An 11,976-nucleotide genomic window follows, 5' to 3' on the forward strand; every position below is an offset into this window, starting at 1 on the left:
GATTCGTATTCAACGGCATGGGTGAACCGGGCATGGTGACCTCCGTGTCAGCACGGCTCGGTGGGATGGGATCCGGGGTCCGTGACGCGGACGGCGGCCTCATGGGGACAGTCCGGGTGCGCGCCCGACCAGCCCCAGCAGTACCGGGCCGGTCGGGGACGCCACCAGATCGTCGACCGTGAGGGGGTCGAGCGAGGCGAGGAACGCCTCCTGCGCCCGGCGCAGCGCCATCCGCAGCCGGCAGCCCTGCCGCAGCGGACACGGCACATCCCCCTCGCAGTCGACGACATCGCCGACCCCCTCGAGCTCCCGGACCAGCTGGCCGACCGAGGCGGTGCGCCCGGTCGTGGTGAGCGTCAGCCCGCCGCCCCGTCCGCGCCGTGTCTCGATCAGACCCAGGTGTTGTAGCCGGGCCGCGACCTTGGCCAGATGGCTGTACGGCACCTGCATCTCCTCGGCGACCTGCCGGGCGGTGCAGGGCTCGGCGCCGGTGACCGCCAGCCGCATGATCGTGCGGAGCGCCAGGTCCGTTGACTTCGTCAGCCGCATTGCGGCAGATTACGATAATACGAATCTGAGATGCAATTTATAGCGGCGTGTTCCGGCCTCCGGCGTACGGGTGTTCCGGCCACGGCGCCGGTCAGGCCTCGCCGGGCGGCCGCCCGCGCAGCGCCCGCGTCACCGACCAGGCGACGGACACCATGGGCACGGCCACCACCGCCCCGACCACCCCCGCCACGATGCTCCCGGCGATGACCGAAATCGCCACCACCACCGGATGGAGCCGCACCGCCCAGCTCATCACCAGCGGATGCAGCACATGGCCCTCGAACTGACCGACCGCCACGATCAGCAACAGCACCACGGCCGCGATGGCCGGACCCCGCCCGGCCAGGGCCACCACCGTCGCCACCGCCAGCGCGATCGGCGAACCGATCAGCGGGACGAACGTCGCGAAGAAGACCAGCAGCGTCAGCGGCAGGGCCAGCGGCACCCGCAGCAGGAACAACGCGATGCCGACCAGGGCCGCGTTGGAGGCGGCCACGACGATGATGCCCCGGGTGTACCCGGCGAAGGTGGTCCACGCCGCCCGCGCCGCACGCTCCCACGGGGAGCGGGCGCGCTCGGGGAGCTGGCCCCGGAACCACTGCCACATCCGGTCGCCGGAATGGATGAAGAAGATCGAACAGAACAGGGCCAGGAACAGTGCCGTGCCCGCCTCCACGACCCGCCCGGCGCTGCTGAGCGCCCTGCTGATCAGCGTCGCGCGATGCCGTGACACAAAGGCGGTGACCTTGTCGTGGGTCCCCGACAGCACCCCGTGCCGCACATGGAACGGCGGCCCCTCCAGCCACCGCTCGATCCGGCCGATCCCGCCGCGCAGCTCACCCACCAGCCGACCCGCCTCCGCGGCCGCCGCGTTCCCCACCAGCGCCAGCAGCCCCAACACCGCGAACAGCGTGCCGAACACCGCCAGCGCCACCGCCAGCGGCCTGGGACACACCCGCGCCAGCAGATCGGCCAGCGGGCGCAGCAACGCGGTGGCCACCAGCGCCAGGAACACCGCGATCGCGACGAGCTCGAACCGCCCCAGCACCGTGAACGCCAGATAGACGGCCACCCCGATGACCATCAGACGCCATGTGTACGCGGCGGTCAGCCGCAGCCCGGGATGGACCCGTCCGTTCTCGTCCCCCGCCCGGCGCACCGCCGCCGTCAGGGCCGCGGAGCCGGAGCGGCGGGCCCGCGCCACCGCCCGCGAGGCCCGCCCCGCCGGTCCGCCCGCCACCCCACGCCGAGGGCGTACGCCCCGGCCTCCCGGCCGCTCGGGCGGGGGAGGAGAGTCGCTGCTCACGTCGGCGCCACCGCCTTCTGCGTCCGGTCCTGCGCGGCGGAAGAGGATGGTGATTCATCCTGCTACGTACAGATTCAATCAGGGTTGCCGTCCGGGCGCCGGACACCTCTTCCCGGCGCGGCGGCCCTCATGTCCCCGGCGCGGCGGCCCTCGTGTCCCCGGCGCGGCGGCCGTCCTCGCCCCCTGCCGTTCCGCACCCGGGCCCGCCTAAGATCGCCCTGGTCACCCGCTCGCCAAGGCACTCTGCAAGGAGCCGCTCGTGACATACGACATCACCGCCATCCGCGCACAGTTCCCCGCGCTGAAGGCCGGGTCGGCCCACTTCGACGGCCCGGGAGGCACCCAGACCCCGCTCCCCGTCATCGAGTCCATCTCCGACGCGCTGGCCAACCCCCTGGCCAACCGCGGCCACCTCACCGCGGGGGAGCGCAACGCCGAGGCCCTGGTCCAGTCGGCCCGGGGGGCCATGGCCGATCTGCTCGGCGCCGACCCGGCCGGGATCGTCTTCGGGCGCAGCGCCACCGCCCTCATCTACGACTTCTCCCGCACCCTCGCCAAGACCTGGTCGCCGGGCGACGAGGTGGTGGTGTCCCGGCTGGACCACGACTCCAACATCCGCCCGTGGGTCCAGGCCGCCGAGGCCGCCGGGGCCACCGTGCGCTGGGCCGACTTCGACCCCGCCACCGGCGAGCTGACCCCCGATGACATCAGCGCCCAGCTCGGCGACCGCACCCGGCTGGTCGCGGTCACCGCCGCCTCGAACCTGATCGGCACCCGCCCGGACATCCCGGAGATCTCCCGGCGGGTGCACGCGGCCGGGGCGCTGCTCCACGTCGACGGCGTGCACTACGCCGCCCACGCCCATGTCGACATCCGGCGGCTCGGAGCGGACTTCTTCGTCTGCTCCCCCTACAAGTTCCTCGGCCCCCACCTCGGCGTGCTGGCAGCCGACCCCGAGCTCCTGGAGACCCTGACCCCGGACAAGCTGCTCCCGTCGACGAACGCCGTCCCCGAGCGCTTCGAATTCGGCACCCTGCCCTATGAATTCCTCGCCGGCACCCGCGCCGCCGTCGACTTCCTCGCCACCCTGGACCCCGGCGCGGAAGGAAGCCGCAGGGACCGGCTGGCATCGTCGTTCGCGGCCCTCGAGGAGCACGAGGCCACGCTGCGCGGGCGCATCGACGAGGGGCTGGCCGCAATGGACCCGCTCACCATCCACTCCCGTGCTGTGGACCGCACCCCGACCGTGCTGCTGACCATCGACGGCCGCGACACCACCGACGCCTACCGCTACCTCGCCGGCCGTGGCGTCGACGCCCCCTCCGGTTCGTTCTACGCGGTGGAGGCATCCCGCAGGCTGGGCCTGGGCGACACCGGTGGGCTGCGTATCGGCCTGGCCCCCTACACCAGTGCCGAGGACGTGGACCGGCTGCTGGAGGCGCTCTCGGACTTCCTGCGCACTCCGGCCCCGCGCGGCTGACTCACCCGGCGCCCACCAGCCGGTCTCATGTCTCGGTGGCGTGCCCTTCGAGCAGCTCCGCCACGAGTCCGCGGGCATGCGCGGCGTCGAGCCCGGCGGGGCGGAAGAGGATGCGGTACATCAAGGGCGCCACGATGTGGTCGACGACCGTCTCGACGCCGGGGGTGTCCTCCCCGCGTTCGGCCGCGCGGGTCAGGATGACATCGACCTGGTCGGCGGCGTAGGCCGAGCACTGGCCGGCGTTGCTGCCGTCCGGGTCGCCGAGCAGGGCGTCGCGGATGTAGGCACGCCCGGCCGGGGAGGCCATCTCGTCGAGGAACTGCTCGGCCCAGGCCGTCAGATCGGACTCCAGACCGCCGTGGTCCTGGGGCGTGGTCTCGGGCCGCAGACGCTCGACCGCGACATCCGACAGCAGTTGGCTGAGGTCTCCCCAGCGGCGGTAGATCGTGGAGGGGGTGACGCCCGCGCGCTGGGCGATCAGCGGCACCGTGAGACCGTCGCGGCCCACCTCCGCCTCCAGTTCGCGCACGGCGGTGTGCACCGATGCCTGGACCCGGGCGCTGCGCCCCCCGGGGCGCACCATCTGCCTGCTCATTCATCCCACCTTAAAGCAAATCTGTTGCTTCTGGGGAGGCGGTGCGTCCCGGGGCCGCTCAGTGGACGCGTCAGGCCGTGGGCGCCGGCTCGAGTGCGGGCCGCGCCGGCTCGAGTGCGGGCCGCGTCCGCTCGTAGGCGTGACCGACCCGCAGCAGCACACCCTCCCCGAGCGGCCGCCCGAGCAACTGCATGCCGATCGGCAGGCCCGCCGTGTCGTGGCCGACCGGGACGGACAGCGACGGCAGCCCGGTGAGGTTGGCGGGGGCCGAGAGGCGCACATAGGCGTCGGAGACGGCCTCGACGGTGCCGTCCGGCCAGGTGATCGTCTCCTGACCGGCCTTCACCGCGGTGGCCGGGACCGTCGGGGCGGCGATCACATCGACGTCCTCCAGCATGCGCGCCCACTCCCGCCGCATCAGGGTGCGGGAGCGCTGGGCGCGCAGATAGTCCCCGGCGGGCATCAGTTCACCCGCCTCCAGCAGGATGCGCACATCCGCCTGGTACAGCTCCGGCGCCGTGCGCAGGGTGCGCTCGTGGTACGCGGTGGCCTCCGGCACCATCAGGCCCCACTGCGTGGCCTGGATGTAGCGGGTCATGGGGATCTCGACCTCGACGAGGCGGGCGCCCAGGGCCTCGAGCCGCTCGACGGCCCGCCGGACCGCGGCCTCCACCTCCGTGTCGACGTGCTCGAAGTAGTAGTTGCGCGGCACGCCGACGCGCAGTCCCGTCAGGTCCTCGGCCGCGCCCGGCCGGTAGTCCCGTGCGGGCACGTCCAGGGACGCGGGGTCGCGGGGGTCGTGCCCGGCCAGGACCGCCAGGACCAGGGCCTGGTCCTCGACGGTGCGGGTGAGCGGGCCGACGTGGTCCAGCGACCACGAAAGGGAGGTGACGCCGTGGCGGGGGACGAGGCCGTACGTCGGCTTGAGGCCGACGACCCCGTTGAGCGCGGCGGGGACGCGGATGGATCCGCCGGTGTCGGTGCCCAGGGCGAAGGCCGCGGTGCCCGCGGCGACGGCCACGGCGGATCCGCCGCTGGAGCCGCCCGCGACCCGGCCGGTGTCCCAGGCGTTGTGGGTCTGCGGGGTGGTCAGCCCGTACGCGAACTCATGGGTGTGGGTCTTGCCGACCAGGACCGCGCCGGACGCGCTCAGCCGGGCGGCGACCGTGCTGTCCGCCTGGGCGCGGTGGTCGGCGCGGACCCGGGAGCTCGCGGTGGTGGCCACGCCCGCGACGTCGATCAGGTCCTTCAGGCCCATCGGGATGCCGTGCAGCGGGCCGCGGAGGCGGCCGGCCGCGGCTTCGTCCGCGGCCTCGCGCGCGGCCCGGCGCGCCCGCTCAGCCGTCACCGTGGCGTAGGCGTTCAGCCGGGGTTCCAGCCGCTCGACGCGGTCCAGGACGGAGTCCACCAGCTCGACGGGGGACAGCCGCCGGGCCCGGATCGCCTCGGCGGCCGCGGTGAGGGACAGCTCATGCGGCCGCATCGCGCTGCTCCTCTCCCGCGCGGTAGGCGGGGGCGGGCGGGGTGTCGCCGAAGTCCAGCTCGCGCAGCACGGCGACGACGGCGTGGATGTGGTTGGCGGTGGCCGCCGCGGCGGCGTGGCGCTCGGCCGGCAGCGGAAGCCCGGCGCGTGCGGCCCAGCGGGCCGCCTCCGGAGGGGTGAGTTCAGCGGCGGACAAGGTGTCTCCCTCAGCGAGATCGAGGCAAAAGCTAACTGTTTGCGTTAGTCGACTGTAGGGCCTACGGTGACTTAAGGCAAACGGATTGCGTTTAGGAAGAGCGGACCATGCATACACCCCAGGCCATCGACATCCCCTTCTGGACCGTGGGCGACATCGCCGTCCACCGCGTCGACGAGGTGCTCCTGCCGCCGCAGACCGGGCCATGGCTGCTGCCCGACGCCACCACGGACGTGGTCTCGCGGCAGGACTGGCTGCGCCCCGACTTCGCCGACCAGGACGGCACCCTGCGCATCGCCAGCCACAGCTTCGCCTTCGAGGTGGGCGGGGCGCGGGTCCTGGTCGACACCGGCATCGGCAACGGCAAGACGCGGGCCAACCCGGCCTGGCACGATCTGCGGACCGACTACCTGGAGCGCCTGGCCGCCGCCGGGTTCCCCCGGGAATCCATCGACCTGGTGATCCTCACCCATCTGCACACCGACCACGTCGGCTGGAACACCCATGAGGTGGACGGCGCATGGGTGCCCACCTTTCCGCACGCGCGCTACCTCACCTCCCGCGCCGAGCGGGAGTTCTGGGCGGCCTACGACATGGACGAGCCGCGCACCCAGATGTTCCTCGACTCCGTGATTCCGGTCGAGGACGCGGGACGGCTCGATCTGGTCGACGTCCCGGACGAGGGCACCGAGGTCCTCCCCGGACTGCGGCTGATCCCCACGCCCGGGCACACCCCCGGCCATATCGCCCTTCAGCTCGACAGCCGCGACGAGCGGGCGCTGATCACGGGCGACTGCGTCCACCACCCCGTCCAGCTCGCCCACCCCGCCATCGGCTCATGCGTCGACATCGCCCCCGAGCAGTCCGAGGCCACCCGCCACAAGCTCTTCGGCGCCCTCGCCGACACGGGCACCCTCCTGCTCGGCACCCACTTCCCGCCGCCCACCGCCGGTCATGTGATCACCCACGAGAATGCCTACCGGCTCTCGCCCGTGCTCCCGGGCGCGCGCTGACACGCCCCTCCGCGGGTGGTGCTGTTCGCCTGGATGTTCCCGTAGGGGCGCTATTGGGGCCGGGGCGGTGCGACGGGCAGGCTCGTGGGTGCTTTGCCTGCTTCGTATGGAGAGGGGTCTCCTTTGGCCGGTGTGTTGTCGCGGGGCGATCGGCTGCCGTCGTTGACGGGGCTTCGCTTTCTGCTGGCCGGTGTGGTGTTGGCGGGCCATGTGCTGACGCTGGGCAGATTCTTCGAGGACCAGGGGGTCTATGAGGCCGCCGACGCCTCGTCCATGGCGAGCGCGGCGGCGGTCTCCTCGTTCTTCCTGCTCAGCGGTTTCGTACTGGCGTGGAACGCCTCCCCGGCCGACACCGCCGTCCGGTTCTGGCGCCGCCGGCTGGTGAAGATCTTCCCCAACCATGTGGTGACCTGGTCGCTGATGCTGGGCCTGCTCATGGCGACGGGCACCGCCGCGTTGCTTCCGGTGCCGGACCCGGGGCCGGGGGAGGCGGTCCGGAATCTGCTGCTGGTGCACGCCTGGGTCCCCGACATGGCCGATTTCAGCAGCGTCAACCCGGTGACCTGGTCCATCTCCTGCGAGGCGTTCTTCTACCTCCTCTTCCCCCTGCTGATCCGGCCGGTGCGCGCCCTCCCGGCACGGCTGCTCTGGCCGGTGATCGCCCTGGTGGCGGCGCTGGTGGTGACGATGCCGCTGGTGGCGATGGCCGTCACCGACGAGGCGGCTCCCGGGAGCTGGTCACCGCTGTCGACGGAGCGCTGGTGGCTGATCTACTTCTTCCCGCCGGTGCGGCTGCTGGAGTTCGTCCTCGGACTGGTGCTCGCCCGGGCGGTCCAGCTCGACCGCTGGCCCACGCTGCGTCCGCGGTGGCCGCTGCTCGCCCTGGCGGGGGTCTTCGCGGCGCGGACGGAGCTGCCCGAGGAGTACCTGTGGGGAGCCGCGACCTGTCTGCCGATGGCCGCCCTCATCCCGGCCATCGCCACCCGCGATGTCGAAGGGCGGGAGAGCCTGCTCGGGCGCCGTGGGCCGGTGCTGCTGGGCGAGGCGTCGTTCGCGCTGTACATGGTGCACTTCCCGCTGCTGTACGAGATCCGGGTGCTGCTGGACCGGCGGACGTTCGACACGGTGACCGCCGCGCTGTTGTCCGTGGTGGTGTCGGCCTTCTGCGTGGCGGTGTCGCTGCTGCTGTGGCGCGGTGTCGAGGTGCCGATGATGCGTCACTTCGCCCGCCCCCGTGGCCGTTCCGTACCGGCTGCCGAGCCCGCGCCCGGCGACCGGACCGCACCCCTGCGCCAGCAGGACCCCGCTCCTTGACGCAGGCGGCCCGTGCGCATCGCTCAGTCCGGCGACGTGGCGACGCGCACGCGGTGGCTTTCGCCGTCGGAGAGGAACGACGCCAGTTCCCGGCCCTCCTCTCCGACGGCCGTGCGGTCGGCCGAGGAGAGGCGGCCCAGCGGGGTGACGACCACGGTGGCGTCGTCCACCCTCCAGGTCGCGGCGACACGGCCGTCCACCAGCACCACGCGCTCCCCGGCGACCGACAGGCCGCGGTGGGCGTCGTCGATGATCCGGCCGCGGTCGTGGTACCCGAGGATCGCGTTGTCGAACGCGGGCAGGAACCGCACCGGCGCGGGGGTGTCGGGGTCGGGACGTGGCGCGTCGGGGAGGTCGAGCAGCTCCCGGCCGCGTTCATCGCGGAAGGTGACCAGCTCCTCCCGTATCGCGGCCACCGCGGCCGGGAGCCCGGCGAGGCCGCACCAGCCGCGCAGATCGGCCGAGGACGCGGGGCCGAAGGCGGCCAGATAGCGCCGTACCAGCGCCTGCCCGACCGGGTCGGCGCCGTCGGAGGCGGGCGCGTCCACCGGTCGGCCCAGCCAGGAGGAGAGCAGGACGTTACGCACACCTCCCCGGGAGCGCCACAGCCCGCGTGGCGGCGCCTGCGCCACCGGGACGAGGGCGGCGATCAGCATCTCGCCCAGTGCCCGCGGTGCCGGGGCGGGCCAGCGGTCGGCCAGCGCCCGCACCAGCTCGGCCATCGAGCGGGGCTCGCCGTCGGCCATCACCGCCCGGCCCGCGGCGGCGAGTTCGTCGAGGTCCACCCCCTCCAGCTCGCGACGGTAGGTCCCGAGTACCCGCTGGCGCAGCATGGCGTCGTGGCGGGCGCGCCAGGCCACGATGTCATCGGCGGTGACGAGGTGGACGGTACGGCGCATGAGGTGGGTCCGCACCACGCTCCGACCGGTCAGCAGGTCCGAGAGGACGCCCGGGTCGAACGCGCGCAGCCGTGACCAGAGCCCGGTGAACGGCTCCTGCGGTTCCTGCGCCTGCATGCCACACAGATGCGCGACGGCGTCGTGGACCGGCATATCGGCCCGATCGAGCAGCAACTGCCGGGCGAGTGTCGCCCGGCCCAGCGCCTGGCGGTCGAGAACGGTCATCGCGCCACCGCGGCGCGCTCGTCGGCCGATCGCCGCCGTAGCGACGGGAGTTGGACGGATGGCGGGGTGTAGGACACATCGGCGGTGTCGATGAAGTTGGTCCCCGAGTCCAGCGCCCGGTGGATGATCCGGACACAGTCGTCGTGATCGGGGTTGCCCGCCTGGCCGAACATCATCGTGCTCAGGCAGTAGGGGCTGACCCGGATACCGGTCCGCCCCGGCTCACGCGTCTTCACAGTCGCGCCGTTCCCTTCGGTTCCTTGGCTGTTGGGGTCCGGAGCCGTGCCGGTGACGGGCGTCACCGGCACGGCTCCGAGGAGATCCGGTCGGGCGGTCAGCCGGACTTCTGCCCGTCGAGCGACTCGCGGATGATGTCCGCGTGCCCGGCGTGCTGGGCGGTCTCGGCGATGACGTGCATCAGCACCCGGCGCACGCTGTGCGCCGCGCCCGGCTCGTTCCAGGGCGCCTCGGGCAGCGGGTGCGTCGCCGACAGGTCGGGGACGGCGGTGATGATCTCCTCGCTCCGGGCGGCGACCTCCTCGTAGCGCCGGAGGACACCGGCCAGCGTCTCACCGGGCAGCATCTGGAAGTTGTTCTGGTTGTCGATCGCCCACTGCGGGATCTCCCGTGCGGTACCGGCCGCGAGGTCGGCCCAGGTGACACCGTCGGGCAGGTCGTAACGCAGCGCTGACGGGCCTTCGAGGACGAAGCGCAGCCAGCCCTCCTCGATGGCCGCGACATGCTTGATCAGCCCGCCCAGGCACAGCGCGCTGACCGTCGGGCGTTCGCCGGCCTGCTCGTCGCCGAGCTCGCGCACCGTCCTGGTCAGGGCGGATCGCGCGGCGGCGAGTTCGGCGAGCAGGTCGGCCCGCTCGCCGTCGAGAGTGGTGGCGGGAGTGGTGGCGGGAGTGGTGGCGGCGGTCACAGTGATCGGGTCCTTCGGTCGTTCTCGTCGTCTGACGAGGACTACCGTCGCAGGGGTAGCGGACAGGGTGTGGCCGCTTCTCCGGGCAGAATCGGTGGTATGCCGAAGACATCAGCGCGACTGCTGTCACTGCTCTCCCTGCTCCAGGCGCGCCGGGACTGGCCGGGGCAGCTGCTGGCCGAGCGGCTGGACGTCAGCCCGCGCACCGTGCGCCGCGATGTCGACCGCCTGCGCGAGCTCGGCTATCCCATCGTGGCCGCCAAGGGCCCCGACGGGGGCTATCGGCTCGGCGCCGGGTCGGATCTGCCGCCGCTGCTCTTCGACGACGACCAGGCCGTGGCCCTCGCCGTGGCGCTTCAGACCGCCACCGCCACCGGGGCGGGGATCGAGGAAGCGGCGGCGCGTGCGCTGAGCACCGTCCGGCAGGTGATGCCCGCGCGGCTGCGCCATCGCGTCGACGCCCTCCAGGTCACCGCGGTGGAAGGCGCGGATACCCGACCGAATCCGCAGGTCGGCCCGCGGGTGCTCATGACCCTCGGCGCGGCCGTCCGCGCCCGCGAGGTGCTGCGCTTCACTTACGCCCCCGTGTCCGCACCGGATGCCTCCGACGCCGACCCCGCCGTCACGCCGCCGCGCCGTGCGGAGCCACACCACCTCGTCAGCCGGGGTGGGCGCTGGTATCTCGTCGCCTGGGACCTCGACCGCGACGACTGGCGCACCTTCCGCGTCGACCGGATCACCCCGCGCACCCCCACGGGGCCGCGCTTCACCCCGCGCGATGTGCCCGGAGGGGATGTGGCCGCCTTCGTCGCGAGCCGGTTCCAGGGTTCCGACGGCTTGGGTGGCTGGCCGTGCCGAGGAGAGGTCATCCTCGACCTGCCCGCCTCCGTCGTGTCCACCTACACCCGGGACGGGGTCGTCGAGGAACTCGGCCCGGACCGCTGCCGGCTCGTCCTGGGCGCGTGGTCATGGCCCGGACTGGCCGCCACCATCGGCAGGTTCGACGCCGACATCGAGGTCATCGGGCCGCCCGAGCTCAAGGGGGCCTTCGCGCACCTGGCCCGCCGCTTCGCCGACGCGGCGGCCGAGGCAGCCACCGGGGACACCGTGCCACCCCGCACCGCTGAGCGACCCGCGCCACCCCCGAGCCGCTGAGCGACCCGCGCCGCCCGTCCGCTGAGCGACCCGCGCCGTCCATCGCGCCTCAGGGCGCGGCGTCGAGATCCACCTCGAGGTTCTCGGCCTCGGTCCAGAACCCCTCGTCCGCGTCCTGGAGCCGGGACGCCGCGTGCCTCAGGTGGAGCAGCGCGGCGTCGCGGGCCGCCTCGGCGTCACGGGCCTCGATGGCGGCCAGGATGGCGTGGTGCTCCTGCCGGACCGCTTCGAGGAAGTCGCCGCGGCGCGCCTCGTTCGCACGCGTGACGCGGATTCCGCCGCGCAGCACCTCGCCGAGGTAGCGCAGCGTGGAGAGCATCACCGCGTTCCCGGTCGATTCGGCGACGGAGCGGTGGAAGGCGAGATCCTCGTCCACGCCGTCGCCACCGGCCGCCACCGCCGTGTCGATGGCCTCCAGGGCCTGACGCATGCGGGCGAGGTTGGCCGGGGTGGCCCGGGTGGCCGCGAGGTACGCCGCCTCGCCCTCGATGGGGCGGCGTACCTCCACGATCTGCCGCACCTTGGACTTGGTGTCCTCGGCGGTCTCGGCCTCCAGGTCCAGGGGCCGGGTGCGGCGCGGCATCACGAACACGCCGAGCCCCTGACGGGGTTCGACCAGGCCCGCGTTGCGCAGCCGGGACACTGCCTCGCGTACGACGGTCCGGCTGACGCCCAGCTGCTTGACCAGCTCCACTTCGGTCGGGAGCTTGTCGCCCTCGGCCAGCCGTCCGGACTCGATCTCTTCCGAGAGTATGGCCGCGACCCGATCCGCGAGCCGCACGGGACCGCTCACCTTGGAGAACATGGTCTTCAGTTTATCGGCACCGTCCCGGTCG

General features: G+C 73.0%; 12 protein-coding genes and 1 pseudogene. 4 read left to right on the forward strand and 9 right to left on the reverse strand.

Going from position 1 to position 11,976, the window contains the following annotated elements:
* Nucleotides 1-99 precede the first annotated feature (99 nt).
* Complete coding sequence (locus KHP12_RS48135) at nucleotides 100-549, reverse strand: RrF2 family transcriptional regulator (RefSeq protein ID WP_211834699.1); 450 nt, start codon at nucleotides 547-549, stop codon at nucleotides 100-102.
* 91 nt (nucleotides 550-640) lie between these two features.
* The gene (locus KHP12_RS48140) at nucleotides 641-1,855 is read right to left on the reverse strand and encodes an AI-2E family transporter (protein WP_372455284.1); all 1,215 of its coding nucleotides are present in this window, start codon (nucleotides 1,853-1,855) and stop codon (nucleotides 641-643) included.
* Nucleotides 1,856-2,114: 259 nt separating this feature from the next.
* Here KHP12_RS48140 and KHP12_RS48145 point away from each other — a divergent pair, with 259 nt between their 5' ends.
* Nucleotides 2,115-3,335, forward strand: a complete 1,221-nt coding sequence (locus KHP12_RS48145; protein WP_211834700.1) for a cysteine desulfurase-like protein — start codon at nucleotides 2,115-2,117, stop codon at nucleotides 3,333-3,335.
* A 25-nt stretch (nucleotides 3,336-3,360) separates the two neighbouring features.
* Here KHP12_RS48145 and KHP12_RS48150 read toward each other — a convergent pair whose 3' ends face one another.
* The 3 genes from KHP12_RS48150 to KHP12_RS48160 all read right to left on the reverse strand — a co-directional run bounded on the left by KHP12_RS48150 (nucleotide 3,361) and on the right by KHP12_RS48160 (nucleotide 5,609).
* Nucleotides 3,361-3,930, reverse strand: a complete 570-nt coding sequence (locus tag KHP12_RS48150; protein WP_086880376.1) for a TetR/AcrR family transcriptional regulator — start codon at nucleotides 3,928-3,930, stop codon at nucleotides 3,361-3,363.
* Between the two features lie 70 nt (nucleotides 3,931-4,000).
* On the reverse strand, nucleotides 4,001-5,413 hold the full coding sequence (locus KHP12_RS48155; protein ID WP_086880377.1) for an amidase: 1,413 nt from the start codon (nucleotides 5,411-5,413) through the stop codon (nucleotides 4,001-4,003).
* Nucleotides 5,400-5,609: a hypothetical protein gene (locus tag KHP12_RS48160; RefSeq protein WP_086880378.1), complete on the reverse strand. Its 210-nt coding sequence runs from the start codon at nucleotides 5,607-5,609 to the stop codon at nucleotides 5,400-5,402. The genes KHP12_RS48155 and KHP12_RS48160 overlap by 14 nt, the downstream gene beginning before the upstream one ends.
* A 107-nt stretch (nucleotides 5,610-5,716) precedes the next feature.
* Between KHP12_RS48160 and KHP12_RS48165 the strand changes: the two genes are divergently transcribed.
* Complete coding sequence (locus KHP12_RS48165) at nucleotides 5,717-6,622, forward strand: MBL fold metallo-hydrolase (protein WP_086880379.1); 906 nt, start codon at nucleotides 5,717-5,719, stop codon at nucleotides 6,620-6,622.
* 132 nt (nucleotides 6,623-6,754) lie between these two features.
* Nucleotides 6,755-7,936, forward strand: coding sequence for an acyltransferase family protein (locus KHP12_RS48170; RefSeq protein ID WP_308016680.1), 1,182 nt, complete (start codon nucleotides 6,755-6,757; stop codon nucleotides 7,934-7,936).
* A gap of 23 nt (nucleotides 7,937-7,959) precedes the next feature.
* Here KHP12_RS48170 and KHP12_RS48175 read toward each other — a convergent pair whose 3' ends face one another.
* The 3 genes and pseudogenes from KHP12_RS48175 to KHP12_RS48185 form a co-directional block, all read right to left on the reverse strand.
* Nucleotides 7,960-9,060, reverse strand: coding sequence for a winged helix DNA-binding domain-containing protein (locus KHP12_RS48175; protein WP_086880381.1), 1,101 nt, complete (start codon nucleotides 9,058-9,060; stop codon nucleotides 7,960-7,962).
* 74 nt (nucleotides 9,061-9,134) lie between these two features.
* Nucleotides 9,135-9,236: pseudogene (locus KHP12_RS53715) on the reverse strand (aldo/keto reductase); the annotation flags it as partial.
* Between the two features lie 158 nt (nucleotides 9,237-9,394).
* Nucleotides 9,395-9,985 (reverse strand): DinB family protein, encoded by a 591-nt coding sequence (locus tag KHP12_RS48185; protein ID WP_086880383.1) that lies wholly within the window; start codon nucleotides 9,983-9,985, stop codon nucleotides 9,395-9,397.
* Nucleotides 9,986-10,084: 99 nt separating this feature from the next.
* Between KHP12_RS48185 and KHP12_RS48190 the strand changes: the two genes are divergently transcribed.
* Nucleotides 10,085-11,140: a helix-turn-helix transcriptional regulator gene (locus tag KHP12_RS48190; protein ID WP_211834701.1), complete on the forward strand. Its 1,056-nt coding sequence runs from the start codon at nucleotides 10,085-10,087 to the stop codon at nucleotides 11,138-11,140.
* A 49-nt stretch (nucleotides 11,141-11,189) separates the two neighbouring features.
* Here KHP12_RS48190 and KHP12_RS48195 read toward each other — a convergent pair whose 3' ends face one another.
* Nucleotides 11,190-11,945 carry a FadR/GntR family transcriptional regulator gene (locus tag KHP12_RS48195; protein WP_037955873.1) on the reverse strand — a complete coding sequence of 252 codons (756 nt, stop codon included), beginning with the start codon at nucleotides 11,943-11,945 and terminating at the stop codon, nucleotides 11,190-11,192.
* Between the last annotated feature and the right edge of the window lie 31 nt (nucleotides 11,946-11,976).

It is taken from the genome of Streptomyces asiaticus (assembly GCF_018138715.1).
Taxonomy (GTDB): domain Bacteria; phylum Actinomycetota; class Actinomycetes; order Streptomycetales; family Streptomycetaceae; genus Streptomyces; species Streptomyces asiaticus.